23 protein-coding genes are annotated in these 25,942 nt (G+C 66.4%); 17 read left to right on the top strand and 6 right to left on the bottom strand.

What is annotated here, in order from left to right:
* Positions 1-8: 8 nt before the first annotated feature.
* From ACRCUN_RS21300 to ACRCUN_RS21280, 5 genes are read right to left on the bottom strand one after another with little or no spacing between them, the layout of a single operon-like run.
* A complete protein-coding gene (locus ACRCUN_RS21300) occupies positions 9-1,475 on the bottom strand; it encodes an acyl-CoA synthetase (protein WP_462143611.1) in 1,467 nt (488 codons plus the stop codon).
* On the bottom strand, positions 1,472-2,245 hold the full coding sequence (locus tag ACRCUN_RS21295) for an SDR family NAD(P)-dependent oxidoreductase (protein WP_462143610.1): 774 nt from the start codon (positions 2,243-2,245) through the stop codon (positions 1,472-1,474). The genes ACRCUN_RS21300 and ACRCUN_RS21295 overlap by 4 nt, the downstream gene beginning before the upstream one ends.
* Before the next feature lies 1 nt (position 2,246).
* A complete protein-coding gene (locus ACRCUN_RS21290; RefSeq protein ID WP_462143609.1) occupies positions 2,247-3,743 on the bottom strand; it encodes an AMP-binding protein in 1,497 nt (498 codons plus the stop codon).
* Position 3,744: 1 nt separating this feature from the next.
* A complete protein-coding gene (locus tag ACRCUN_RS21285) occupies positions 3,745-4,482 on the bottom strand; it encodes a GntR family transcriptional regulator (protein WP_462143608.1) in 738 nt (245 codons plus the stop codon).
* A gap of 9 nt (positions 4,483-4,491) precedes the next feature.
* Positions 4,492-6,090: an SMP-30/gluconolactonase/LRE family protein gene (locus tag ACRCUN_RS21280; protein WP_462143607.1), complete on the bottom strand. Its 1,599-nt coding sequence runs from the start codon at positions 6,088-6,090 to the stop codon at positions 4,492-4,494.
* Positions 6,091-6,234: 144 nt separating this feature from the next.
* On the opposite strand from ACRCUN_RS21280, the gene ACRCUN_RS21275 reads away from it, so the two are divergent.
* The 17 genes from ACRCUN_RS21275 (at position 6,235) to ACRCUN_RS21195 (ending at position 25,504) form a co-directional block, all read left to right on the top strand.
* Complete coding sequence (locus ACRCUN_RS21275; RefSeq protein ID WP_462143606.1) at positions 6,235-7,080, top strand: SDR family NAD(P)-dependent oxidoreductase; 846 nt, start codon at positions 6,235-6,237, stop codon at positions 7,078-7,080.
* Between the two features lie 13 nt (positions 7,081-7,093).
* Positions 7,094-8,437 carry an aromatic ring-hydroxylating oxygenase subunit alpha gene (locus ACRCUN_RS21270; protein WP_462143605.1) on the top strand — a complete coding sequence of 448 codons (1,344 nt, stop codon included), beginning with the start codon at positions 7,094-7,096 and terminating at the stop codon, positions 8,435-8,437.
* Positions 8,438-8,503: 66 nt separating this feature from the next.
* Entirely contained in the window at positions 8,504-9,700 is a 1,197-nt protein-coding gene (locus ACRCUN_RS21265) for an LLM class flavin-dependent oxidoreductase (protein WP_462143604.1), read from the top strand.
* Positions 9,697-11,550: a flavin-containing monooxygenase gene (locus tag ACRCUN_RS21260; protein ID WP_462143603.1), complete on the top strand. Its 1,854-nt coding sequence runs from the start codon at positions 9,697-9,699 to the stop codon at positions 11,548-11,550. The genes ACRCUN_RS21265 and ACRCUN_RS21260 overlap by 4 nt, the downstream gene beginning before the upstream one ends.
* Positions 11,547-12,467: an SDR family NAD(P)-dependent oxidoreductase gene (locus tag ACRCUN_RS21255; RefSeq protein WP_462143602.1), complete on the top strand. Its 921-nt coding sequence runs from the start codon at positions 11,547-11,549 to the stop codon at positions 12,465-12,467. The genes ACRCUN_RS21260 and ACRCUN_RS21255 overlap by 4 nt, the downstream gene beginning before the upstream one ends.
* Positions 12,464-13,615 (top strand): CaiB/BaiF CoA transferase family protein, encoded by a 1,152-nt coding sequence (locus tag ACRCUN_RS21250; protein ID WP_462143601.1) that lies wholly within the window; start codon positions 12,464-12,466, stop codon positions 13,613-13,615. Before ACRCUN_RS21255 ends, ACRCUN_RS21250 begins: the two co-directional genes overlap by 4 nt.
* 11 nt (positions 13,616-13,626) lie before the next feature.
* Positions 13,627-14,775, top strand: coding sequence for an acyl-CoA dehydrogenase family protein (locus tag ACRCUN_RS21245; RefSeq protein ID WP_462143600.1), 1,149 nt, complete (start codon positions 13,627-13,629; stop codon positions 14,773-14,775).
* Positions 14,772-15,659: an acyl-CoA dehydrogenase family protein gene (locus ACRCUN_RS21240; protein ID WP_462143599.1), complete on the top strand. Its 888-nt coding sequence runs from the start codon at positions 14,772-14,774 to the stop codon at positions 15,657-15,659. Before ACRCUN_RS21245 ends, ACRCUN_RS21240 begins: the two co-directional genes overlap by 4 nt.
* Complete coding sequence (locus tag ACRCUN_RS21235) at positions 15,656-16,834, top strand: acyl-CoA dehydrogenase family protein (RefSeq protein ID WP_462143598.1); 1,179 nt, start codon at positions 15,656-15,658, stop codon at positions 16,832-16,834. Before ACRCUN_RS21240 ends, ACRCUN_RS21235 begins: the two co-directional genes overlap by 4 nt.
* On the top strand, positions 16,831-17,862 hold the full coding sequence (locus ACRCUN_RS21230) for an acyl-CoA dehydrogenase family protein (protein ID WP_462143597.1): 1,032 nt from the start codon (positions 16,831-16,833) through the stop codon (positions 17,860-17,862). Before ACRCUN_RS21235 ends, ACRCUN_RS21230 begins: the two co-directional genes overlap by 4 nt.
* Positions 17,863-17,894: 32 nt before the next feature.
* Entirely contained in the window at positions 17,895-19,118 is a 1,224-nt protein-coding gene (locus tag ACRCUN_RS21225) for a PucR family transcriptional regulator (RefSeq protein ID WP_462143596.1), read from the top strand.
* Positions 19,119-19,176: 58 nt separating this feature from the next.
* Positions 19,177-20,613, top strand: coding sequence for a dihydrolipoyl dehydrogenase (gene lpdA, locus ACRCUN_RS21220; RefSeq protein ID WP_462143595.1), 1,437 nt, complete (start codon positions 19,177-19,179; stop codon positions 20,611-20,613).
* Between the two features lie 10 nt (positions 20,614-20,623).
* Positions 20,624-21,661, top strand: coding sequence for a pyruvate dehydrogenase (acetyl-transferring) E1 component subunit alpha (gene pdhA / locus ACRCUN_RS21215; protein WP_462143594.1), 1,038 nt, complete (start codon positions 20,624-20,626; stop codon positions 21,659-21,661).
* Positions 21,662-21,697: 36 nt separating this feature from the next.
* On the top strand, positions 21,698-22,681 hold the full coding sequence (locus ACRCUN_RS21210) for an alpha-ketoacid dehydrogenase subunit beta (protein ID WP_462143706.1): 984 nt from the start codon (positions 21,698-21,700) through the stop codon (positions 22,679-22,681).
* A gap of 20 nt (positions 22,682-22,701) precedes the next feature.
* Positions 22,702-23,889, top strand: coding sequence for a dihydrolipoamide acetyltransferase family protein (locus tag ACRCUN_RS21205; protein ID WP_462143593.1), 1,188 nt, complete (start codon positions 22,702-22,704; stop codon positions 23,887-23,889).
* 76 nt (positions 23,890-23,965) lie between these two features.
* Positions 23,966-24,739, top strand: coding sequence for a VOC family protein (locus tag ACRCUN_RS21200; RefSeq protein WP_462143592.1), 774 nt, complete (start codon positions 23,966-23,968; stop codon positions 24,737-24,739).
* A 39-nt stretch (positions 24,740-24,778) separates the two neighbouring features.
* Positions 24,779-25,504 carry a 3-keto-5-aminohexanoate cleavage protein gene (locus ACRCUN_RS21195; RefSeq protein ID WP_462143705.1) on the top strand — a complete coding sequence of 242 codons (726 nt, stop codon included), beginning with the start codon at positions 24,779-24,781 and terminating at the stop codon, positions 25,502-25,504.
* Here ACRCUN_RS21195 and ACRCUN_RS21190 read toward each other — a convergent pair.
* Positions 25,494-25,940: a cupin domain-containing protein gene (locus ACRCUN_RS21190; protein WP_462143591.1), complete on the bottom strand. Its 447-nt coding sequence runs from the start codon at positions 25,938-25,940 to the stop codon at positions 25,494-25,496. The two genes, ACRCUN_RS21195 and ACRCUN_RS21190, sit on opposite strands and share 11 nt — an antisense overlap.
* Between the last annotated feature and the right edge of the window lie 2 nt (positions 25,941-25,942).

The raw sequence follows: 25,942 nt of genomic DNA, 5'->3' as shown, positions 1-25,942 counted from the left end.
TGCTCGCGCTACCGCCCCAACCGCTCCCGCAACTCCCGTTTGAGCACCTTGCCGTAGCTGTTCTTCGGCAGCGCGTCGATGAATTCGTAGCGTTTGGGCCGTTTGAACCGCGCAATGCGTTCGAGGAGGTGAGCATCGAGCTCAGCAACCGAAACCGAACCGACCACGAACGCCACCACAATCTCGCCCCACTCGTCATCCGGCGCGCCGACGACACCCGCCTCGACCACAGCCGGATGCTCGAGGAGGACTTCCTCGATCTCGCGCGGATAGATGTTGCTGCCGCCGCTGATCACGACGTCCTTCGAGCGGTCGCGCAGCGTGAGATAGCCATGGGCATCGAATGAGCCCATGTCGCCGGTGTGCAGCCACCCGTCCTTGAGGGTCGTCGCCGTGGCGGCCGGATTGTTCCAATACCCGGACATGACGACGTCTCCGCGGCAGACGATTTCGCCGATCTCGTCGATGCCGGCCGGGCTACCGTCCTCGCGCAGCACCGCGACTTCGACGCCGGATCGCGCGTACCCGACCGAGCCCAGAACCGCATCAGACGCGTCCATATGATCGGCGCGACGCAGCCCCGTGATGGTCATCGGCGCCTCACCCTGACCGTAGAGCTGCACGAAAACCGAACCGTACGCCGCCATCGCCTTCTTGAGGCTGTCGACGTACATCGGCCCGCCGCCGTAGACGATCGTCTGCAGATTGAGCGGCCGGGCGCGTCCGGTTGCCAACAGGCGCTGCACCATGGTCGGCGCGAGAAACGCACTGCATCCCGGATGGTGGTCACACAGATCCAGAAACTCGTCAGGCTCGAATGCCGCGGATTCCGGCACGACTTGCCGCGCCCCGCGCAGGACATAGGGCGGGACGTACAGGCCGGAGCCGTGCGACATCGGCGCGCCGTGAATCAGGCTGCAGTTCTCGTCGGGAGAGTCGAAGTCCGCCAGGTGTGACACCGTCATCGCCATGAGGTTGCGATGGGACAGCATGGCGCCCTTCGACTTTCCGGTGGTTCCGCTGGTGTAGAACAGCCACGCGAGGGTGGCCGGGTCGGTCACCGGGACCGCGGCCGGCTCGGCGTCGAAGCGACGCGAGTGGTCGTCCGAGCCGATGACTTCCACCGGTACGTCCAGCGACAGCCCGGCGGCAATCTTGGCCGACGCGAACACCTGAGACGCACCGGAATCGGCGACGATGTCGGCCATCTCGCGTGGATGAAGCTTGTAATTGATCGGGACATAGACGCATTCGGCCGCCCAGATCGCGAACATGAGTTCCACGATCTCCGGGCGGTTCTCGCTCGCGACCGCGATCCGCGCGCCTCGGTCACCCAAGGTCTGGATTGATGTCGCCAGCCGCAGCACGCGGTCTCGCAGTTGCGACCACGTGCAGACCTGCTTCTCGCCCAGGAACAGTGCCCCGCGATCGCCGAACCGCGCGGCGGTCTGATCCAGCACCGCAAAAAGATTCATCGCGGCACCCACTCCGAGGTCAGCGCATGATCGGACAGATACTTCGTGGAACTCCACCCACCATCCACGACGATCGTCTGCCCGTTGATGAAGCTCCCGCCGTCCGAGCACAGGAAGGCCACCGTGGAAGCGACGTCCTCGACGCGGCCGAGCCTGGTGTGCGGCGTCATCTCGGTCTGCATCTTGCGGAACCCTTCGTTCTGCAGCCGGTGCTCGACCATCGGCGTCACCGTGACACCCGGGGCCACGGCGTTGCAGCGGATTCCCTGGGCGCCGTATTGGCAGGCGATGTGTGTGGTGAGCGCGGTCAGACCACCCTTGGCCGCCGAGTACGCCCCGCCGCGTAACCCGCCGACGACCGCGAACGTGGAGGTGACATTGATGATCGCTGACCCAGGCCCCATGTGCGGCAGCACATCCCGCGCCAACCGGAAAGGTGCGCGGAGCATGATCCCGAGAAAGTAGTCCAGGGTTGCGTCGTCGGTCTCGTGCAGCGGCTTGGGGCTGCCGATGCCGGCGTTGTTGATCAGGAAGTCGATACGACCCCAGCGCTGCACCGCGGCCTCGACCACCCGGCTCGGCCCGTCGTCGGCGGTCAAGTCGGCCGCGACGGTCTGCACCCGCTCCGGATCACCGATCGCGCGTTCCAGCTCAGCGAGGCGTACCTCGTCTCGCCCGGCTCCGACCACCGCCATGCCGGCTTCGGCGAGCTTGATCGCACACCCGAACCCGATGCCGCTGCTCGCACCCGTGACGATCGCAACCTGCATGTCAGTCCACCTTCGTAAGCGTCGCCCGGATCTGGTGTTTCAAGACCTTGCCTGCGTCGTTCTTGGGCAACGCATCCCAGATCTCAACTTGCTCGGGGGTTTTGAACTTCGCAACCCCGGCCTTCTCCAGCACCTTGCCCAGCGCGGCGACATCGGGCCGCCGGTCGTCGGCCGGCACGATCACCGCGCAGGCTCGTTCACCGGTGCGCTCGTCGGGAACGCCGACAACGGCGATCTCGGCGATCCCCAGCTCACCGACAAGAATGTCCTCGACTTCCTTGGGGGAGATGTTCTCGCCGTTGCGGATGATGAGGTCCTTGGCCCGGCCGGTCACCATGAGGTAATCGCCGTCGACCCAGCGGCCGAGATCACCGGTACGGAAAAAGCCTTGTGCGTCAAAGGAGTCGGCGTTGTCTTCGGGATGTAGGTAGCCCAGCAGCATCTGTGGCCCTCTGGCCCGGATCTCGCCCGATACCAGGCGGATCTCTGCGACGCCGGGCCGGCCGTCAGTTTCGGCGGCGTGGTCGACATCGCCGGGCCGCAGCGAGCCGACCGTGGTGACCGGGACTTCGGTCGACCCGTACACCCGGCTGACCAGCGCATGTTCGAAGTACCCGGATGCCCGCCGGATCAGTGACGGCGGAACCGACGCGCCACCGCAGATGAACACCTTCAGATCTGGCAGCCGAGTGGCGGCCCGTTCGGCCGCGTTCAGCAGTTGTTCGAGAAACGGAGTGGCGCCGGCCATATGGGTGCAGCGATGTTCGGTCATGAGCGCAACGCCGTCGTCGGCATTCCACCGCTGCATCAGCACTGCGGTCGTGCCCAGAAGCAACGGACATTCGAAGGCGTAGATAGATCCGCCGATGTGCGCGATGGGGGACGGCACCAGGAAGGTGTCACCCGGCTCGATCAACCAATGATCGCGCAGCTGATAAATCAACGCGCTGATCGAGTTGTGGCTGTGCAGCACCCCTTTGGGGCGCCCGGTGGTGCCGGAGGTGTAGAGGATCATCCGGATGGCATCGGGGTCGAGCACCGGCGGCGTCCCGAATTGGCCGTCGGTCAATGACGCGAATGCGATGTGCGAGTCTCCCCGCACCACCACCACGTCGGGCGGTGACGCCATGTCGGCGCACACCCGCGCCAGCATGCCCGCATAGTCGTGACCGCCGAACCGCTCGGGGATGAAGATCATTCGGCTGTCGGCGTCTTCGAGGATGAAGCGCAATTCGTGATCGCGCAGCGACGGCAGGATCGGGTTGGCCACCATGCCGGCGAGCGTCGCCGCCAGATAGATGATCGCGGCCTCATGCCAGTTCGGCAGCATGAAGGAGACGACGCTGCCGGTGGGCATCCGCTGCGTCATATGGCCCGCCAACGCCGATGCCCGGCCAGATAATTCGCGGCAAGTCAGCTCAATGTCGCCGTCGACCAGCAGCACTCGGTCCGGGGTGTTGCGCGCCGCATCGGCCAGTGCGTCGGCCAGCGTGGTCATATCAGCCTTTGACCCGACGCATCGTCATGGCGTGCCGGAACCGGTCCGACGGATGGGTGTTGATGGTGACCTGAGCGACCTCGCCGTCCGACGTCGTATAGGTGCGCTGCATCTGCAGCGCAGCGCTGCCGGGCTCGACCTTCAGCAGCTCGGCCAGCTCGGCATCGACCAGCACCGCGGTGATTTCCTGGTGGACCTCGATGACGCTGACCCCGAACAAGTCCTCGATCAGCGGGAAGATCGGGCCGGTATGGCGTTGCAGTAGCCGCCCGACCGCGGCGAACGAGCGGTTGATGTAGTACTCGGTGCGGCAGACCGGTGGCGCGTCGCCGTCGGCCTGGCGGTAGCCGCGCACGGCGAGCCACTGCTGGCCCACGGGAAGTCCGGTGCGCTCGGCCAGCTCGTCGTCGATCGTGACCATGGCGTTGGATTCGATCGTGAACTGTGCTCCGGTCGCGAATGCCAGCAGATCGTTGATCGACATCACGTCTTGGGCATAGGAATTGGTTGCCGCTCGGGGCACCACGAGGGTCCCTGCCCTCGGGCGGGAGGACACCAGGTTGTCGTCGCGGAGGCGACGCAGTGCCTCGCGGATGGTATAGCGGCTGACCTCGAAGCGTTCGCAGAGTTCGTGTTCGGTCGGCAGTTGCGAACCGACCGGATACACGCCGTCCACGATCTCCTTGCGTAACGTGCGCGCGACCTGCAGGTAGCGGTGCTCGGCGGGAGTTACTGTCACGGGAATGCCCTAGCCTCGCCGCAGTGCCAGCACACTGCCGTCGCCGTCGGCCGAAACGTAAAGCGTGCCATCGGGTCCCGCGGTGATTCCGGCGAACGGACCCTGCGGACCGGAGAACGGCGGCATCCCGCGCAGCGGCTTGGGAACCACACCGGGCGGCGGGCCGACCGGCAGTCCGGTGGCGATCGGGGTGCGCACCGCGGTGTCCAGGTCGTAGCTGACCAGTTCCTTGGTTCCGGCGTCGACGATGTAGAGCGCACCGTCGTGCACGAGAATGCCTTGCGGCGTGTGCAATCCGTCGATGAGCGGTGTGACGCCCGCGCTCGACACTCGGACAACGGCCCCGGCAACGGACACCAGCGGTGCACCGTCGGGTCCGATGGCCACGCCGACGGGGGTATCCAGACCCGAGGCGAGCACCTCGATGCCGCCGGGCCGCGCGGCGAGCAAACGTCCGGCGCCCTGCTCCACGACCACGGGCGTGCCATCCGGTGCAAGGGCCACGCCATAGGGCTGATCCACCCCGTCGGCGAGCACTTCACTTTCGGAAGCTTCCGGGCGGTACCGCACGACTTGGTCACCGGCCGTCGTGACGACGAATTCCCCTGCGCCCGAGGCGGTCACCCCGCGGAGGAAGCCGGGGTACCCCGGCGAGAACAGCATCCCGACGGTTTGCAACACGCCGTCGGACCCGACGCGGTAGAAGTACGTGCCGTCGGCGACATAGAGAGCGCCGTCGGCTCCGACTGTCAGATCCAGCGGCCAATTGAGGCCGCCGTCGAGCAGGCTCCGGGTCTGACCATCGAGAATCTCGGTGATCGCGCCCGTGAAGTTGGAGACGAACAGCCGGTCACCGACGAACGTGAGGTTGTCGAGTCCTGGCGTGAGCTGCGCCAGAAGTGTCTGCGTGCCGCTGCGTGGATCGATGCGCAACACCTGGCCACTCGCCACCTGGGTCGACACGATGAAACCGTCGGCGTCGAACTTGACCGCATCGGGCACGCCGAGATCGCCGGCGACCACCTCGGGTTCGACAGGGCCTTTGTGGTCGGGATCGATACGCCAGATCTGATTGGCGCCCATGACGGGGAAGTAGAGGAGCCCGTCGGGGCCGACCTCCATGGCGTTGGGTGATGGCACGTCGTCGAGCAAGACCCGCGGCGCCCCGCCGTTGAGGTCGAACTCCATGAGCCGGCCGCCCTCGCGGCATTCTCCGATGAACAGCCGGCCCTGGTGGAACGTGATGCCGTTGGCCGACGGGACGTCGTCACGCAGCACCCGCGCCTCGCCGGTCGTTCCGCGCACGCTCACGCGGCCATCCATCACCTCGGTCGCGTACAGGTTGCCGTGCTGGTCGAATGCGACGTCGTCGGGAGCGATGATGTCGCCGCCCTTGGCGCTGACGGTCTCGATGACCCCGGTGTCGATGTCGAGCGCACTGATCTGACTTCCGGTCACCTGCGCGACATAGATCCGGCCGTCCGGGCCGGTTCGCAGACCGTTTGCGCCGAAGAGCCGACTCGGAGCGGTGACCTGCTGCAGCCGCCAGCCCTCGGCGACGGAGGGGTTTGCGGTGTATCTCGCGTCCGATACCGACAGCGCACTCATGATCTCGGACGTTAGCAAGTACGCCTAGTCCAGACAATAGGTGCCGAATCGTGAATATCCGGCCTTGACGGCTGAATAATCCCTGCGGAATAGTATTCTTCAATATGCAGAGCACCGTATGTTGTCCGGACAAATAGGGCCGGCATGGACAATCCACTGAACCTGGACGGCCGCATCGTGGTGGTGTCGGGCGCCGGCGGCGGCGGTATCGGTACGACAGTGACCCGCGTGGCCGCCGAGGCGGGTGCCACGGTCGTCGCGGTCAGCCGGTCACAGGACAATCTCGACACCCACGTCGGCCCGTTGGCCGACAAGGGTCTTGCGGTAATCGCGGTGGCGGCCGACGCGTCGACCGACGAGGGCATCGCGACCGTGCTCGATGCCGTACGTCGCACCGACGGCAATCTCTACGGTCTGGTCAACGTCGCAGGCGGTGCCGCGCCGTCGACGTGGATGCCGTCCACTCGGGTGTCGCGCGCCGACTGGCGCGAGCTGTTCACCGCGAACCTCGAAACGATGTTCTTCATGAGCCAGGCCGTGGCCGCCGAGATCCGGGCCGGCGGCAATCCGGGCTCGATCGTCTCAGTGTCGTCGATCAGCGGGATGAACACCGCGCCTTTCCAGGTCGCCTACGGCACGGCGAAGGCCGCGATCGTCGCGGCCACCCGCACCATGGCGGCCGAACTCGCCGCGGCCGGGATCCGCGTCAACGCGGTGGCGCCTGGCGTGACCGAAACCGCAGCTTCGGCAACGTATGTCGACGCCGATCCCGAGCGGGACCGCCGCGCCATCGCGATGGGCCGCCGCGGCACACCCGAAGAGCAGGCCGGGGCGATCCTCTTCCTGCTGTCCGATCTGTCGAGCTACATCACCGGACAGACCCTGCTTGTCGACGGCGGTCTGAACCTGCGCTGGACCCACCTCGGCGGGGACAACACCTCGCTGTTCCTCAAAGACGAGAACTTCCGCGCGGCCATCACCCGGCCCTGAAGGAGGAGAATTCATGACCGAAGAGCTCGCCGAACCGATGGCGATCGACGTCGACGCCTACATCTCACCCGAGTACGCGCGCGCCGAACGAGACCGGTTGTGGCGCAAGGTGTGGCAGCAGGTGGGCCGGGTCGAGGACATTCCCGAGATCGGCAGCTACCTGACTTACGACATCCTCGACGATTCGATCATCGTGGTACGCACCGGGCCGAACGAGTTCGCTGCGCACCACAACGTGTGCATGCACCGCGGCCGGCGTCTCATCGATACCCCGAAGGGCGCCAAGAACGCCTGCGCCCGCACCCGCAAGTCGTTCGTGTGCGGGTTCCACGGCTGGACTTACGACCTCAATGGCACATGTACCCACATCCGCGAACAGGATGACTGGAAAGGTGCACTGACACCACAGAACACCCACCTACCGCCGGTCAGCGTCGACACCTGGGGCGGCTGGCTGTTCATCAACATGGACACCGACCCGGAACCCCCCGCCGACTACCTGTTTCCGGCCGCGAAGATTCTCGACCCGTTCGGCCTGGAGAACATGCGCTACAAGTGGCGCAAATGGTTGTACTTCGACTGCAACTGGAAAGTCGCGATGGAGGCCTTCAACGAGACCTACCACGTCTTCACCACGCATCCCGAGTTCAACCGGTTCGGCGAGTTCAAGGGCTGGGCGAAAGCCCAGGGCAGGCACAGCAATATCGGCTACGACGCCCCGAAAGGCATGGACGAGACCAAGTCCAAGATCCGGCTCGGCACCGGAGACCCGCGCATCTCGACCGCCGAGATGCAGGTCTACACCATGGAGGAGACCAACGCGACGACCACGCAGACGCTGGTGAACGCCGCGAAGCGGCTCGTCGACGAACTCCCCGAGGGCACGCCCGCCGACAAGGTGCTCGAGCACTGGCTGTCCTCGGCCCGTCGCGACGACGAGGCCCGTGGGGTGATCTGGCCGACCATCCCGGCCGACATCCTCGGGCAGAGCGGCACCGCATGGCAGATTTTCCCGAACTTCCAGATCGGCCAGGGGCTCACGAGCGCGCTGTGCTACAGCGCCAGGCCCGACCCGAGCTACAACCCGGACAAGTGCATCTTCGAGGTCAGCGTGTTCGAGTTGTATCCGAAAGGCGAAGAGCCACAGACCGAGTGGCAGTACACCCCGGCCGACAGCCCCAACTGGCTCTCGGTGCTGCCGCAGGACTTTTCGAACATGGCCGCCGTCCAGCAGGGCATGAAGTCCATGGGCTTCCCCGGCACGAAGCCGAACCCGTACCGCGAACGCAGCACGGTCAACCTGCACTACCAACTGTCCAAATACATGGGTGTCGGAGAGCCCCGCGAAATCCAGTGATTTGTGCACACCCACCGGCGCCCACCGCCGCTGAAGGTGCACAAATCGCCCCGGTAAGGAGAATTCATGAAGGTCAATCTGGGTACGGGAGCACAGAACTCCCATGACTGGGATCGTGTGCTGGCCGGTGACTTCAGCACACCGCCCGCCACCCCCGACTACAAGTGCGTGCAGGCCGCGCTTGCGCTCGGCGATCTCGCCGAACCGCTGGGCTTCGACGGGATCTGGTTCCCCGAGCACCAGGGCACGCCATACGGCATGACGCCCAACCCCATTCAGGCGCTCACATACTTCGCCGCGCGCACCGAGCGGGTGAGCCTCGGAACGTTCGTCGCGGTGGCGCCGTGGTGGCATCCGGTGCGGCTCGCCCACCAGATCGCCTACCTCGACATCGTCTCCAACGGCCGCTACACGACGATCGGCCTGGGCCGTGGCGTGTCCAAGAGTGAGTTCGACGCCGTAGGCGTGCCGCGCGAGGAGAGCCGGCAGCGGTTCAACGAGACCCTCGACGTGCTCAAACTCGCGTTCTCCGGAGAACGGTTCTCCTACGACGGTGAGATCTTCAAGTTCCCCGAGATGTCGCTGCGCCCTGAGCCGCTCAGCACGGATCTGTTCGACCGCATCTACAGTTCGTCGTCGACGCCGGAGTCACTGGAGATCCTGGCCCGGCGTGGCATGGTGCCGTTGTTCGTCGGCAACAAGCCCATCTGGGACGCCGGCGAGGAAGTCAAGAAGGTCAACACCTTCCGCGCCGAAGAGGGCCTGCCGCCGTGCCAGCCGAAGAACGTGATGTTCATGTACTGCGTGGCATCCGAGGACGATGTACCCAAGACCGAGGAATGGATCTACACCGCCAACCGGGACGTCACGGTGCACTACGGCTTCGCCGACGCGTCGAACTTCAAGGGCGTCAAGGGTTATGAGGCCTATGCGAACCGAGAGGGATCGGCGACGGCGCTGCTCGCCGAATCGGTGCAGGGCGACGGCAGCGGCGGCCCGAAGCCCGGTGACAAGAAAGGCCCCCCGGGCTATCACGCGTCGAACCTGTTGATCGGCACGCCCGAGGAGATCTTCAAGCGCCTCAAGGCCGCCCAGGAGGCGTGCTCGTTCTCCGAGGTCACCATCGTGCCGCAGTTCGGCACCATGCCGTACGAGGATGCGATGGAGAGCGTCAAGCTGTTCGCCGCCGAGGTGCTGCCCGCGGTGCACGACATGGACGCGCCGCTGCATCCCGCGGTGCTTCCGGAGGGCGCCAAAGCATGACCCAACCAAACACCTGCGGTCCCACCGAAACCCCGACCGACATCGACATCGACGCACTGCGGGAGAAATACGCCGCAGAGCGGGCCAAGCGCCTGCGCCCCGAGGGCGGCGATCAATACCTGGAACTGGAAGGTGAGTACGCCGAGTTCTACGAGGTCGATCCGTACACAACGGTGACCGAGCGGGACCCGATCACCGAGGACGCCGACGTCGTCATCCTCGGCGGCGGCTTCGCCGGGCTGCTCGCCGGGGCGTACCTGAAGAAGGCCGGCGTCGCGGGCATCCGGGTCATCGAGATGGCCGGTGATTTCGGTGGGGTGTGGTACTGGAACCGCTTCCCGGGTATCCAGTGCGACAACGACTCCTACTGCTACATCCCGCTACTCGAAGAGCTCGGCTTCATGCCGTCGAAGAAATTCGCCGACGGCGCCGAGATCCTCCAGCACTGCCAAAACATCGGCAAGCATTTCGACCTCTACGACGGTGCACTGTTCTCCACGCAGGTGCGTGAACTGCGGTGGGACGACGATTCACAGCGCTGGCAGATCAGCACGAACCGGGGCGACGACATCCGGGCCCGTTTCGTGGTCATGGCGCACGGTTCCTACAACCGTCCGAAGCTGCCGGGCATCCCCGGCATCAAGGACTACCGGGCTGCTGGTGGCCACGTGTTCCACTCCGCGCGTTGGGATTACGACTACACCGGCGGGACTGCCGACGGCGGCCTGCACAAGCTTGCCGACAAGCGCGTCGCCCTTGTCGGCACCGGTGCGACGGGCATCCAGTTGGTGCCGCACCTCGGCCGTGATGCCAAGGAGTTGTTCGTCTTCCAGCGGACCCCGTCATCGGTCGACGCGCGAACCAACCCATCCACCGATCCGGCCTGGGCCGCGTCGCTGCAGCCGGGATGGCAGGAAGAGCGCAAGCGCAACTTCCACAACTGGTCGCCGTTCGTCGGGGTGGTGTTCGGTGAACCAGACCTGGTCTGTGACTTCTGGACCGAGCTCGGGCGCAACCTGACCGCCCGGATCGCGGCCACCGAGAACCCCGCAGAGGTGACCATCGAGCAGATCATGGCCTTCCGCGAGGAAGAAGACTTCAAGATCATGGAGCGGCTGCGTCGCCATGTCGCCGAGATCATCGAGGATCCCGAGACCGCCGAGGCGCTGAAGCCGTACTACCGCTTCATGTGTAAACGACCGACGTCGAGCGAGCACTATCTGGCGACGTTCAACCGCCCCAATGTGACGCTCATCGACGTGTCGGCATCCAAGGGCGTGGAACGGCTGACGGAGAAGGGGATTGTCGCCAACGGCGTCGAATACGAGGTCGACTGCGTGATCTTTGCGAGCGGCTTCGAGATCTCCACCGAGATCAGCCGCCGGTTTGCGATCGACCGCATCGTGGGCCGCGAGGGACTGTCACTGTTCGACTACTGGCGAAACGACTACAAGACCCTGCACGGCATGACCAGCCGCGGATTCCCCAACCAGTTCTTCATGGGCTTCATCCAGGGCGGCGTGTCGGCCAACACCACGGCGATGTTCGAACAGCAGGCCAAGCACATCGCCCACATCATCGCCGAGGCGCAGAATCGGGGGGCCACCGTCGTCGAACCCACCCAGGAGGGCCAGGACGCCTGGGTCGCGACGGTTCGCGAACTGGCGATCGACAACTCGGCATTCGAATTGTCCTGCACGCCCGGCTACTACAACAACGAGGGCCGTGGTGGCGCGGTGCGCAACGGCGCATTCCTTGGTGATTTCTACTCGCCCGGCTTCTACGCCTTCGACGAGCTCATTGCGGAGTGGCGCGACAAGGGCGACCTCGAAGGTCTTGAGATCAAGTGACAACACTGAGGTTCGACGATCGGGTCGCCGTCATCACCGGAGCGGGACGCGGACTCGGGCGCGCATACGCACTGCTGTTGGCGTCAAAGGGCGCGAAAGTCGTCGTCAACGATTCCGGCAGCAGCCTGACCGGGGACGGCGCCGATTCCGCGCCGGCCCATGACGTGGCGGCCGAGATCGTGGCTGCGGGCGGTGTTGCCGTCGCATCCAGCGAATCGGTCGCGACGCCCGATGGCGGCCAGGCGATCATCGACACCGCGATCGAGCACTTCGGCCGTCTCGACATCCTCATCCACAACGCCGGAACGGTGCGGCGCGGTTCACTCAAAGAGATGAACGTCGTCGATTTCGAGGCGGTGCTCGACGTACACCTGCGCGGCGCGTTTCACGTTGTGCGCCCGGCATTTCCGGTCATGTGCGCTGCCGGGTACGGCAGGGTGGTGTTGACCTCGTCGATCGGTGGGCTGTACGGCAACCACAACGTCGCGAACTACGCCGTCGCGAAGGCCGGATTGATCGGACTGTCCAACGTGGTCGCGCTCGAAGGTGCCGCCGAAGGCGTCACATGCAACGTGATCGTGCCCAGCGCCGTCACCCGGATGGCGGAGGGAATCGACACCTCGGCCTATCCGCCGATGGGTCCCGAACTCGTCGCTCCGACAGTGGGTTGGCTGGCCCACGAGTCGTGCTCGGTGTCCGGCGAGATGCTGATCGCCATCGGCGGGCGGGTGGCCAGGGCGCTGATCGCCGAAACCTCCGGCGTGTACCGGCCGTCGTGGACGATCGAGGACGTCGCCGAGAACCTCGGCGCCATCCGGGACCTCGAGAACTCGGTGATCTTTCCCGTGGTACCTGACGGCCATGCCGATCACATCCGCTACAGCTTCGCGATGGCGTCACAGGGGGTCGGGACGTGACCGGCGGTCCACTGCAAGGTGTGCGGGTCGTGGACCTCACCGCGATGGTGATGGGCCCGTACTGCACTCAGATCATGGCCGACATGGGCGCCGACGTCATCAAAGTCGAGCCCCCACAAGGGGATAACACGCGCTTCATCTCAGTCGGCCCGGCGCCCGGCATGAGCGGCGTGTTCGTCAATGTCAACCGTGGCAAGCGCAGCGTGGTGCTCGACCTGCAGACCGAGGCCGGAAAATCCACGCTCCGAGATCTGATTGCCGGCGCCGATGTGTTCATCCACTCGATGCGGGCCAAAGCGGTCGCCCGCCTCGGGTTCGGCTATGACGACGTCAACGCGATCAACCCGCGCATCGTCTACACCAACTGCTACGGCTACGGCCGCCGCGGACCTGATGCGGATCGACCGGCCTACGACGACACGATCCAGGCGGAATGTGGATTGCCCGCAGTGCAAGAGCAATTGACCGGCGAAGCCGCCTACGTGGGCACCATCATGGCCGACAAGGTGGCGGGTCTGACAGCGCTCTACGCGACGATGATGGCGTTGTTCCATCGCGAACGGACCGGCGAGGGGCAGGAGGTCGAGGTCAGCATGTTCGAGACCATGGCCTCGTTCATGCTGGTCGAGCATGCCAACGGCGCCATGTTCGACCCGCCGCTCGGGCCGGCCGTCTATCCGCGCACGGTCGCGCCCAACCGCAAGCCCTATGAGACCAAGGACGGCCACATCGCGGCGCTGATCTACAACGACAAGCACTGGAACGCGTTCATCGACGCCGTGCAACCCGCGTGGAACAGCGCGGCTTTCGCGACGCTCGAACTCCGTGCCAAACAGATCGACACCGTGTACGGCCTGGTGGCGCAGACACTCAAGGAACGCACGACCGACGAGTGGCTGGACCTCTTCCGGGTTCTGGAAATTCCCGCCGCGCCCATCAACAGCCCGGACGCGTTGTTCGACAACCCGCACCTGAACGCCGTGGGTCTGTTCGAGACCGTCGAGACACGCCACGGCCCGGTGAGGTTCCCCGGTGTGCCGACGTGGTTTTCGCGGACACCCGGCCGGGTGGGCGGGTACGCACCGGAGTTGGGCGCGGACACCGCCGACGTGCTCGGTGAGTTGAGCTCACGCGACAGAGCGGGATAGAGAGGCTTCGAGTGGATTTCGATCTGGGTGAGTCGGCCAACGCGCTGCGCGGTGAGTTGCGTGAGCTGATCCACGAGCAGGTACCCGCTGACTTTCTCGGTGCGTTCACCGACGATCCCGCGGATCTGGCGGTGGCCCAGAACTTCTGCCGGACACTGGCGCAGCGTCAGCTGTTGTGCATGTCGTGGCCCAAGGAGTTCGGCGGCGGTGACGCGTCGGTGTGGGAGCAGACCGTCGTGCGCGAGGAGATGTGGGCGCACCACGAACCGCGCGGCGCACAGTACATGGGGGTGAACTGGGTCGGCCCCATCATCATGCGGCACGGCACACCCGAGCAGCAGCGCAAACATCTGCCTCCGATCGCCAACGGCGAAGTCATCTGGTGCCAGGGCTTTTCCGAGCCCGAGGCGGGTTCCGATCTCGCGTCACTGCGCACCTTCGCCCGTCGTGAAGACGACGGCTGGCGTATCAACGGCCAGAAGATCTGGACGTCGTACGCGACCATGGCGCAGTGGTGCTTCCTGCTGGCCCGCACCGCCAAAGGCGAGAAAAAGCAGCAGGGCATGACGATCTTTCTGGTGCCGATGGACGATCCGGCGATCACGGTCCGGCCCATCCGCACCATGATGGGCCCGCACCACCTCAACGAGGTGTTTTTCGACGAGTTGAAGGTCACCGAGGCTGACGCATTGGGCACGGTGGACCAAGGATGGTCCATCGTGCAGGACGTGGTGTCATTCGAGCGGGTCGGCATCGCACGCTATGCCCGCTGCGAACGGCTCCTGCAGGCGGCACCCGATGTGCTCGGCGATGCGTGGGACGAGTTGCCCGCGGAACTGCGCGGCAGATGGTCGCGGATGCTCACGCATTGCCGTCGCGCCCGGCTGATGGCTTACCGGGTGGTGGCCATGCAGGCGACCGGGCGCGTGAATCCCGGTGACGCCGCGGCCTATCGGATCGCGGTGACGCGCCTCGATCAGGAGAGCGCCGAGGTGCTGATGGAGATAGCTGCGGTTCTACCACGCGGTGACGGCGAGTACTTCCGCGCCGAAGTCGAGGATCACTGGCGCTATTCACAGGCGTCGACGGTGTCGTCGGGCAGCATCGAGATGCAGCGCATCCTGTTGTCGCGGGCGATGTTGGCGGGAGCTCGAGCATGATCCTGGATCTCAGCGACGACGCGATAGAATATGGTCGCCAAGCACTCCGCGCATTCGAGGCCGCCGGCGGCGATGAGCTTCTGCAACAGGCCGAAGCCAAGCCCGAAGCCCGTCAGGCTCTGGTGGCCCCGGTGCTCGATGGCCTCGGTGCGCACGAACTCGACCCACGCACCGATCCCGACTCGCTTGAGGCGGCCGCGGCCCTGTGCCGCAGTGCCGGGTACTGGGCATTGCCCTATCCGGTCGCCGAGCGATTGGCCGGCACACTCGTCATCTCAGAAGATGCACCGCACGCAGCTGTCGCTGGGCTCGATACGGCTTGGGCCGCAGTAACACTGGATGGCCGTCGCTACCGTGTCACCGGCACCTCGGGGGCGGGGCCGGCGTTCACCACAGCGTTGGAGTTGGCGGCCGTCGACGGTGACGGCGCCGCCGACGTGGTACTGGGCCTGGTATTGCCGTGCTGGACTCTGCTGGGCATGCTGGACCGCGCGATCGACCTCACCGTCGCGCATGTCAGTTTGCGTAAACAGTTCGGTCAGACGCTGTCGTCGTTCCAGGGCGTGCAGTTCCAGCTGACCGAGGCTGAGGTGGAACGCAGCGGCGCCGACATGCTCGCCAAGTATGCGTTGTGGAGCCTCGGCACACCGGATGCGCTCGATGACGCGCTCGCGCTGCGGATGGCCACGATCGAGGCGGCCGAGGTGGTGTTCCGCGTCTGCCACCAACTACACGGCGCGGTCGGATTCTGCGACGAGACGACGCTGTCGTGGCTGTCGCGCTACAGCCAGCCGTTGCGGCGCTTGCCGTTCGGGCTGTCGCATACTCGCGACATTCTGACCGCGCGATTGGGCAGGCGCGGACTCACGGGGTTGTTCTCGTGACGGAGCTCGATGAGTTCCGAGCGACGGTGCGGGACTGGTGTGCCGCGCATGTGCCGACGAACTGGCGGGAAGCTCAGACCGGTGTCAGCGACGAGGAGTTCGTGACGTTCCAGAAGTCCTGGTTCGCCGAATTGCACAGCGCCGGTTATGCGGTTCCGCACTGGCCGAGCGAATGGGGCGGCGGCCTGCGGATGCGAGGAGCAAAAGGGCCGATGCCGGTGCCCCATCAGATCGTGCTCTTTCAGGAGCTTGCCGCCCACGATGCACCGCGGCTCGTGCTCGCGTTCGTCGGGATCCATCACGCCGCCTCGACGTTATTGGCTGCGGGCACCGACGCGCAGCGGCAGCGCCATCTGCCTGCGATCCTCGACGGCGAGATCTGGGTGCAGGGTTTCTCCGAGCCGGAGGCCGGATCAGATCTGGCCGCGCTGCGCACGAGTGCTCGTGTCGATGGCGAGAACTTCGTCGTCAATGGTCAAAAGCTCTGGGCAAGTGGCGCTCTGCACGCCGACTGGTGTCTGCTGTTGGCCCGCACCGACCCGGATGCCCCGAAAAGACACGGCATTTCGTACTTTTTGATGGACATGAGCACGCCGGGCATCGACGTGCGACCCATTCGCAACGCCGTCGGCGATTCGCATTTCTGCGAAATTTTCCTGAACGACGTCGTCGTACCGGCCACGAACCTGATCGGCCCGGTGAACGAGGGCTGGCAGGTCGCTCAAGCCACTCTCGGGGCCGAACGCGGCATGACGATGCTCGAGTTGGCCGAGCGGCTCAGCAACGCCGGATTCCGTTGGCTCGTACAGGCGTGCTCACCCGCGGAGGATCCGATCGTCGCGGATCGGCTGGCGCAGTTCGAGATCGAACTCGCCGGTTTGCGGGGGCTCTGCCGCGATCTGGTCGAGCGTGCGGAGGCGGGCCTGACCGGCCCTGCCGATGCTTCGATCGTCAAGCTGTACTACAGCGAGCTGTTGCAGCGCATGACCGGCTTCGGTGCCGAGATCGGCGGTCTCGCCGCCCACACCGTGCTGGCCAAACCGGTGTCGAGCGGCTGGGAATCGGGTGCCTGGATGCTCGACTTCATCGGCTCGTGGGAATGGACCATCCCCGGCGGCGCGAGCGAGATTCAGCGGACCATCATCGGTGAACGCGGACTGGGGTTGCCCCGATGAACTTCTCCGAACTCCACGACGAGATGCGTTCGGTGGCAGCCGATCTCCTCGCGAAGGACACCGTCGACTGGCCACTGCTGATCCAAGCGGGCTGGGTCGGCCTCGACGTGCCCGACCACCTGGGCGGCGCCGGAGCCACGTTCGCCGAGGTGGCCGTGATCTGCGAGGAGCTCGGCCGCGCTGCGGCAAGAACCGCATACCTCGGCGGTGCGGTACTGGGCGTCGGTGCACTGCTTGCCTTGCAGCCCAATGAGTTCCGCGACGATCTGCTGGCAGACACCGTCGCGGGCAATCAGCGGGTCACGCTTGGGTTGTCCGGGGATACGGCCGCTGAACCGTTCGAGCTGGCCACCACGCGGCTCGGGTGGCGTGTCCACGGCCAGGCGGCGTACGTGCCCGACGCCGTCGGTGCGCAGCGGCTGCTGTTGCCTGCACGCGACCCCGACGGAGTTCCGGTGATCGTCGACGTCACTGCCGATGCCGTCGGGCTCACGGTCAGCGATCAGCCGGTGCTCGACGAGACTCGCAGCCTCGCCACGGTGAGCGCGCACGGCGTCGAGGTCGACCACGCCGCGGTGTGGCGCTTCGACGGTGACCCGGAGACGCGGCTGCGCGGGTTGGGGGAGCGGGCCGCGCTCGCCGTCGCCTGCGACAGTCTCGGCGTAGCGCAAGCCATGCTCGAGACCACCGTTTCTTACGTCGGGGTGCGCAGGCAGTTCGGTCAACCGATCGGGTCATTCCAGGCCGTCAAACACGCCTGCGCCGACATGCTCGTGCGGATCTCGGTGGCCCGCCAGCTCGTCACGGCCGCGGTAGCCGATACCGACAGCACAGCGATCTCGATGGCCAAGTCGTATGCGTGCGAAGCCGCCGTGGACGTCGCAGGCAAGGCCATGCAACTCCACGGCGGCATCGGCTACACGTGGGAGAGCGGCGTGCACGTCTACCTCAAACGGGCCGCCCTCAATCGGTCGCTGTTCGGGTCCCCCGCGGTACACCGGGCCAGGCTGGCTCAGCGTTATCGGTAGGTCTCGCCCGCAGTGGGAGTACGGTGCGGCCTGTGCAAAAGCGACACCCGGGCTTCGCGACGTCCGTCACCCGCGAGTTGGCCGAAGCCACCCTGCCCGACGTCGGGACGCTGATCGACCGGCTCCTGTCGGCGATCTTCACCGACAACCCAGAATGGACCGACTACGGCAGCGTGCCCCGCGACGACCTGCGCGAAGGTTGCCGTGACTACCTCACCCGGGTGCTGGAACTGCTGAGCGGCCGGGTGGCGGGACCCGATCTGGCCGACGAAGTGGTCGGGGCGATCGCCCGGCACCGGGCCGAGCAAGGTGTGCCGCTGGAGGTCATGCTGCGCACGTTCCGGCTGGGCGGCCGCATCGTCTGGGAGGCGCTGCTCGAGCGCGCGGAGCAAACGGGCGTCGCACCCGACGACGTGCTCGACGCCGGCACCGCCACCTGGACTGTGATCGACGAGCTGTCCTCGGCGCTGTCGACGTCCTATCGCGACAGTGAGCAGGAGCGGGTGCGTCACGACGAGCAGCGGCGCAACGCCCTCATCGAGGATCTGCTCGGCAGGCGGGCCGGTGACACGGGTTTTGCCGCCCGTGTCGCGCGGGAGCTGGAACTGCCCGCGACCGGCGGTTATCTGGTGGTTGTTGCCGATGTCCGGCCGGACGGAACGCCTGCCCTCGCCGGCCCGCGCACGGTGCTCGACGCGCTCGGCTTCCGGTCGGTCTGGCAGACCAAGGTCGACACCCGCATCGGCGTGGTGGCGTTGGAACAGCGCGACGCCGCCGACGTCGTGGCATGTCTTCGCCCGTTGGCCAGGGGACGGTCCGCGGCCTCGCCAGCGGTGTCGGGCCTCGCCGAGGCCGCCACCGGCTACACCCTGGCGATGACGGCGCTGAGCATGGCACCGCCGACCGCGACCGAGCTCGTGTGCCTCGACGAGCACTACCCCGAGGCGCTGCTCGTGCGGTCACCCGACCTCGCTCAGCGACTGGTCACCCGAAACCTCGGCGGCATCCTCGACCGGCCCGCGCGCGAACGTGAGGTCCTGCTCGAGACCCTCGTCGTCTGGCTCGAGGAAGACCGGTCGACCGCAAACGCCGCGGTGCGGTTGCACTGCCATCGCAACACGGTGCTCAACAGGCTGCACCGGATCACCGAGCTGGTCGGCAGACCACTGCACGGCAGGGCGGCCTACGTCGAACTGTCGCTCGCGTTGTCCGTGCTCGATCTGCCGCAGATTGGGCAGTCTGCCCAATCTGGGTGACTCAACGCTGGGCCGTCACGCATGGTGGCCGCGCTCACACCGCAGCAGACTCAAGTGCGTGCGTGAGTTCGACCTTCTGGTTATCGGCGGCGGCCCCGGCGGCTACGTGGCGGCGATCCGTGCGGCCCAGCACGGGCTCTCGGTGGGCCTGGTGGAAAAGGAGCGCCCGGGCGGCGTATGCCTGAACTGGGGTTGTATCCCCACCAAGGCCATGCTGCGGTCCGCCGAGGTGCTGCAGACCGTGCGCGATGCCGCCGAGTACGGAATACGCGCCGACAACGTCGGATTCGACTACGCGGCGGTGCGTGGACGTATGGCCGACGTGGTCACCGGCCTGACCGACGGTGTCGCCGGATTGCTGAAAGCCAACGGGGTCACCGTGATTGAGGGCCATGCCCGATTCACGAGCGCCACCACGGTCGACATCTACGATGTCGCGGCTGTCGACGGTCCCCGCTATGCGGCCACGCCAGGGCAGCTCGTCGACGCGGCCACCGCGCGCGACGTGATCATCGCGACCGGATCCACCCCGATTCCGCTGCCCATACCGGGTGCCGATCTGCCCGGCGTCATCACGTCCGACGGCGCGTTCGGGCTGACCAGTGTGCCGCAGCGGGTCCTCATCGTCGGGGGTAGCGCCGTCGGCGCCGAATGGGCCAGTCTGTTCGCGGCTTTCGGCAGCACGGTGACCGTGGTCGAGATGCGCAGCACGCTCGTGCCCGCCGAGGACGCCGAGATCGGTGCGGCGCTGGGCCGCTCATTCAAGCAACGCGGCATCACGGTGCTCACCGAGTCCACCGTCACCTCGATCGCCCAGTCGGATGCGCTGCGTGTGACGGTCGACGGACCGAAGCCCGCCGAAATCGACGCGGACGTGGTGCTTTTCGGCGTGGGCCGCAAACCCAACACGGCCGATCTCGGACTCGACGCCGCCGGTGTTGCCGTCGACGAGCGTGGGTTCATCGCCGTCGACGACAAACTTCGTACCAACACCGCCCACGTGTATGCGATCGGCGATGTCACCGGCAAGGCCCTGCTCGCCCATGTCGCATCACACCAGGGCCTCACCGCGGCCGACGTCCTTGCCGGCCACGACAAGCAGATCGACTACAACGTGGTCCCGGCGGCCACGTTCACCCACCCCGAGATCGCCAGTGTCGGACTCACCGAGAACGCGGCGAAGGCAGCGGGGCATGACCCCGTCACGGCGAAGTTCCCGTTCGCCGCACTGGGCCGGGCCCGAACATTCGGCGATACCGAAGGTTTCGTGAAGATCGTCGCCGGCCGAAAGTTCGGTGAAGTGCTCGGCGTCCACATCATCGGCCCGTCCGCGAGCGACCTGATCACCGAGAGCGCGCTTGCCATCACGCTCGAAGCCACGCTCGACGAGCTCGCCGACACCATCCACGCGCACCCGACGCTCGGCGAGATCGGCATGGAAGCCGCACTCGCCGCGCTGGGCCTTCCTGTCCACATCACGCCGCCGAAGCGCTGAGGAGCTATCGATGACCGACACGATCGACCGGCCGACCCTCGCCGGAGAGGATCTCAACACCCTGTGCGGCTACTACCGCCAGATGGTCCTGATCCGCCGTTTCGAAGAGCGCGCCGCCCAGGGGTACACCCAGGCGAAAGTCGGTGGATACTGCCATCTCAACCTCGGTGAGGAGGCGACGGTGGTCGGCCTGATGGCCGCACTGCGCCCCACCGACTACCTGTTCACCAACTACCGCGAGCACGGCTACGCGATCGCCAAAGGCATCGACCCCAAACGGGTCATGGCCGAACTGTTCGGCCGCACCACCGGCACCTCGAAGGGGTGGGGTGGGTCGATGCACATGTATGACACCGAGACACGGCTGCTCGGTGGCTACGGCATTGTGGGCGGCCAACTTCCGCTCGCGGTGGGGGCCGCGCTGGCGATCGACTACCGCGGCGGCGACGACGTGGTGATGTGTCAGATGGGTGACGGCACCACCAACATCGGCGCCTTTCACGAGTCGCTGAACATCGCCGCGCTGTGGCGGCTGCCTGTTGTGTTCGTCGTGATCAACAACAACCTCGGCATGGGGACGACCGTCGAGAAGTCGTCGGCCGAACCCGAGCTCTACAAACGTGCGGCGGCATACCGCATGACGGGTGAGCGGGTCGACGGCACCGACGTGCTGGCGGTGCGCGACGCCGCACGACGACTGGTCGAGGCGGCTCGTACCGAAGGCAAACCCGCACTGCTGGAAGCCGTCAGCCATCGCCTGCGCGGGCATTCGGTGGTCGACCCGGCCAAGTACCGCAGCGAAAGCGATGTGGCCGCGGCACACGAGGCGGATCCGCTGACGCTGTTCAAGGACACCCTTTTGCGTGTGGGCGCGTTTGACGAAGACGGCGCCGCGGCGCTGGAGAGGTCCGCGCAGGAAGAGGCCGACGCCGCCGTCGCGTTCGCCGACGCCAGCCCGCACCCCGACCCGTCGACGCTGTTCGACTACACGTACGCGACCCCGGTGCCCGGTGAGTCGCGGCGGCTGCCCGCCGACCCGTTGTTCTGACCGCATTCTCGGCAAGAAGGAAAACCGTTGTCTGTCATCAGTTATCGCGAAGCGCTGCGCGACACCCTGCGTGAGGAAATGCAGCGCGACAATTCGGTCTTCCTGATCGGTGAGGAGATCGGGGTCTTCGAAGGCTCGTACAAGATCACCGCCGGGCTGCTTGCCGAGTTCGGCGAGAAGCGCGTGCGCGACACCCCGATCGCCGAGGAAGGATTCGTCGGCGCCGCCGTGGGTGCCGCGATGCTCGGACTGCGGCCGGTCGTCGAGATCATGACGATCAACTTCTCGCTGCTCGCGCTCGACCAGATCGTCAACCACGCCGCCAAGATCTACGGCATGTTCGGCGGGCAGACGAGCGTGCCCATGGTCATCCGCACGCCGGGCGGTGGCGGACAGCAGCTCGGCGCAACGCATTCCCAGAACATCGAGCTGTACTACGCGTTCGTGCCAGGGCTCAAGGTGGTCGCGCCGAGCACCCCGGCCGACGCGCGTGCGCTGTTGCGGGCCGCGATCCGAGACAACGACCCCGTGTTATTCCTGGAGAACCTCGCCCTCTACAACACGAAGGGCGAGGTCCCCGCCGACCTGGCGCCCGCCGAGATCGGCAAGGCCGCAGTGCGCCGCACCGGAACCGACATCACGATCATCGGCTACTCCCGGATGGCCGCTGTCGCAACGCAGGTCGCGCGACGACTGCACGATGAGGACGGGATCGACGCCGAGGTCATCGATCTGCGCAGTCTGCGTCCGCTCGATCGCGACACGCTGGTGGATTCGGTCCGCAAGACCGGCTGTGCCGTCATCGCCGAGGACGACTGGCTCACCTACGGCATCGGTGCCGAGGTCGCCGCGTCCATCTCCGACGGCGCGTTCGACTACCTCGACGCCCCGGTGCGCCGTGTCGCGGCCGCCGAAGTTCCCCTGCCCTACGCCAAACCGCTCGAGCAGGCCGCGCTGCCCTCGGCCGAATCGCTCTACACCGCGGCACGCGAAACCCTGGCCGCCGTCGGCCGGCTCTGAGACGAACCTGAGGACCACACGTGCCTGAAATCACCATGCCCCGGCTCTCCGACACGATGGAAGAGGGCGTAATCATCGCCTGGCACAAGAACATCGGTGATCGGGTGGAGCGCGGCGACATTCTTGCCGAGATCGAAACCGACAAGGCCATCATGGAGCTCGAGTCCTACGACGAGGGCATCCTTGAGCGCATGCTCGCCGGGGAGGGCGACCGTGTGCCCATCGGCATCCCCATCGCCGTCATCGGCGACGGCAGCGGCGCCTCGACCGAACCGGTCCCCGCACCCACGCCCGCTGCCGCCGCAACCCCGCCGGCCCCGGCACCTGCGCCTCCTGCCGCGCCGGTAGCGTCCGGCGATCGGCCGAAAGCCTCACCGCTGGCCCGCAAGATCGCCGCCGAGAACGGTGTCGACCTGGCCACCGTGACCGGAAGTGGACCCGGTGGCCGGATCATCCGCAAGGATGTCGAGAACCTGCGCCCCGCCGAAACACCCGCCGCCCCAACCCCTGTCGAAGGCGACTTCGACGCGGTGCCGCTGACCACGTTGCAGCGGGTCGCGGCCAAGCGCCTCACCGAGAGCAAGCGGACCGCACCGCACTTCTATCTCACCGCGGCCGTGGATGTCACCGCATTGCTGGCGTTCCGGGAAAGTGTCAACGACACCCTGCAGGCCGCTGACGGCCCCAAGGTCAGCGTCAACGACTTCATCGTCCGGGCCGTGGCGTCGGCCCTTCGTAGCAATCCCGGCGTCAACGTGTCGTTCGGCGGTGACGTGCTGCGGCACCATCACGGCGTGCACATCGGTGTCGCCGTCGCCGTCGAGGCCGGCCTCGTCGTGCCGGTGGTCCGCGACGCCGACCGAAAGTCCGTGTCGCAGATCGCCGTCGACACCAAAGAACTGGCCGGACGCGCCCGCATCGGTAAGCTGCGCGCCGACGAGATGTCCGGCGGCACCTTCACGATCTCCAACCTCGGCATGTTCGGTATCGAGCAGTTCGCCGCGGTGATCAACCCGCCGGAGGCCGCGATTCTCGCGGTCGGTGCGGCAACCGACGAGCTGCGCTTGATCGACGGCGAGGTCGTGGCCCGCAAGGTCCTGCGCCTGACGCTCTCGGCGGACCACCGCGCGATCGACGGCGCGACGGGCGCCGTCTTCCTGCGTGACCTGACGGCGCTCCTGGAGAACCCGTTGCGCATCGTCGCCTGAACGCCGCGCGATGAGTTTTGTTCGCGGCCTGGGTCGGTACCCATGACCGACCGCACACCGTGAAGGAGACATCATCGTGGTTACCCGTAATACCGCCCCGCTGGGCGCCCCCACTTGGATCGACCTGACCACCTCCGACGTCGAGCGAGTCAAGCAGTTCTACAGCGCGGTCTTCGGCTGGACCTTCGAAACCGGCGGACCGGAGTACGGCGGCTACGTCAGTGCTTTTCTGGACGGCCGCGTCGTGGCCGGGATCATGCACAACGATCCTCAGTGGAATTCGCCTGACTTCTGGACCACCTATCTGCACACCGCCGACGCCGAAGCCACGGTGGCCGCGGTCACCGCCGCCGGCGGCAGCAACTGCGGTGGCGTCATGGACATTCCGGCGAAGGGCCGGATGGCAATGATCACCGATCCAGCCGGAGCGTTCTTCGGGGTATGGCAGCCCGCGGGACATCAGGGCTCCGAGGCGTTCAACGAACACGGCGCGCCGCTGTACTACCAGCTGACCACCCGCGATTACGCCCGATCGCTGGACTTCTACCGCACGGTGTTCGGCTGGACCACCCAGACGGTGTCGGACACCGACGAGTTCCGCTACAGCACTGCCGCATTCGACGGCGAGGAACTGCTCGGTGTGATGGACGGCAGTGTCCATCTGCCCCAGGGTGTGCCATCGACGTGGACGTGCTTCATGGGCGCCGAAGACGTCGACAAGACCGTCGAGTTGATCGTCGACAACGGTGGTTCGGTGGTTCGGGCCGCCGAGGACACGCCCTATGGCCGGCTGGCGGCCGTGGCCGACCCCACCGGAGCCGGGTTCAACCTGTCGTCCCTGCAGGGCTGAGGGTGTGTCGACGGGGCAGGTGCGGGTACGTCTGTGAACATGCCTCGACAAGAGATCTACCTCAAGGCGTGCATCAACGGCGCACGCCCCCCGGATCAACACCCATCCTTGCCGGTGACGCCTGAGCAACTGGCCGATGCGGCCGTCGCAGTCCACCGTGCCGGGGCGGTGGCCGTGCACCTGCACCCCAAGACGGCGGACGGCGCGGACTCGCTGGCGCCCGAGCACGTCGCCGCGGCGGTATCGGCCGTGCGCCACGCCGTCCCCGGTCTACCGCTGGGTGTCACGACCGGCTACTGGGCGCTACCCGATCCTCGGGCTCGACTGCGGGCCGTCGAGAGGTGGGACGTGTTGCCCGATTTCGCATCGGTCAACTGGCATGAGCCGGGTACCGACGAGCTGGTTCGGCTCTTGCTGAGCAAGGGCATCGGCGTCGAGGCGGGGCTGTTCGATGCCGAGGCAGTGCTGGCGTGGGCGGCGTCAGAACTCGCCGAGCACTGTATGCGGGCCATGGTGGAGCTGCCGCCTGACGGCGATACCGCCACCGCCGACGAACTGCTCGGCGAGATCATGGCTGCGAACCTGCCGATGCCGGTGCTGTTGCACGGTGAAGACGAAAGCTGTTGGCCGCTACTGGAACACGCGGGCGCGCAACGTGTCCAGGCCCGTATCGGCTTGGAGGACACCCTCATGCTTCCCGACGGTGCCCCGGCGCCGGACAACGCGGCGCTCGTGGCGACGGCGGTACGGCTGCTCAGTCGGTAGTCGCGGCCAACGCAAAGTCGGCGAAGTCGAAGCCCGGCACGACGACGCAACTGACCAGGGACGGTTCGTCGTCGCGGGGCCGCGCCCGCTGCCAATGCCCGGCCGGTACGACCACCTGAGGCTGCTGGCGGGCGGTGATGTCGGGGCCAAGCAGATGCGTTGTCGCGGTGTCCTGTTGTGCGCCGATCTCCAACAAAAGCGGGCTTCCGCGATGGTGGAACCACAGCTCGGCGCTCCGCACCGTGTGCCATGCCGACTGCTGGCCCGGCATGAGCAGAAACAGGATCGCGGTGCCCGCGCTGCGCGGTCCGGTGTAACCCGACGGCAGCGATGACTGGCTGATGGTCAGCTCGCTGCGCCAGGTCTCCCGGTACCAACCGCCTTCGGGATGTGGGGCGAGGTCGAGTCGCCTGGCCCAGTCGGGTAGTTCGGTCACAC

It is taken from the genome of Mycobacterium venezuelense (genome assembly GCF_054919535.1).
The sequence above is the reverse complement of the archived record's forward strand: the minus strand, read 5'-3'. Positions and strand labels throughout refer to the sequence as shown.

Excerpts from the sequence above, each read along its gene's own strand:
- ACRCUN_RS21300 (WP_462143611.1), bottom strand. The coding sequence starts at position 1,475 with ATGAATCTTTTTGCGGTGCTGGATCAGACCGCCGCGCGGTTCGGCGAT.
- ACRCUN_RS21295 (WP_462143610.1), bottom strand. The coding sequence starts at position 2,245 with ATGCAGGTTGCGATCGTCACGGGTGCGAGCAGCGGCATCGGGTTCGGG.
- ACRCUN_RS21290 (WP_462143609.1), bottom strand. The coding sequence starts at position 3,743 with ATGACCACGCTGGCCGACGCACTGGCCGATGCGGCGCGCAACACCCCG.
- ACRCUN_RS21280 (WP_462143607.1), bottom strand. The coding sequence starts at position 6,090 with ATGAGTGCGCTGTCGGTATCGGACGCGAGATACACCGCAAACCCCTCC.
- ACRCUN_RS21275 (WP_462143606.1), top strand. The coding sequence starts at position 6,235 with ATGGACAATCCACTGAACCTGGACGGCCGCATCGTGGTGGTGTCGGGC.
- ACRCUN_RS21270 (WP_462143605.1), top strand. The coding sequence starts at position 7,094 with ATGACCGAAGAGCTCGCCGAACCGATGGCGATCGACGTCGACGCCTAC.
- ACRCUN_RS21265 (WP_462143604.1), top strand. The coding sequence starts at position 8,504 with ATGAAGGTCAATCTGGGTACGGGAGCACAGAACTCCCATGACTGGGAT.
- ACRCUN_RS21260 (WP_462143603.1), top strand. The coding sequence starts at position 9,697 with ATGACCCAACCAAACACCTGCGGTCCCACCGAAACCCCGACCGACATC.
- ACRCUN_RS21240 (WP_462143599.1), top strand. The coding sequence starts at position 14,772 with ATGATCCTGGATCTCAGCGACGACGCGATAGAATATGGTCGCCAAGCA.
- ACRCUN_RS21230 (WP_462143597.1), top strand. The coding sequence starts at position 16,831 with ATGAACTTCTCCGAACTCCACGACGAGATGCGTTCGGTGGCAGCCGAT.
- pdhA (WP_462143594.1), top strand. The coding sequence starts at position 20,624 with ATGACCGACACGATCGACCGGCCGACCCTCGCCGGAGAGGATCTCAAC.
- ACRCUN_RS21195 (WP_462143705.1), top strand. The coding sequence starts at position 24,779 with ATGCCTCGACAAGAGATCTACCTCAAGGCGTGCATCAACGGCGCACGC.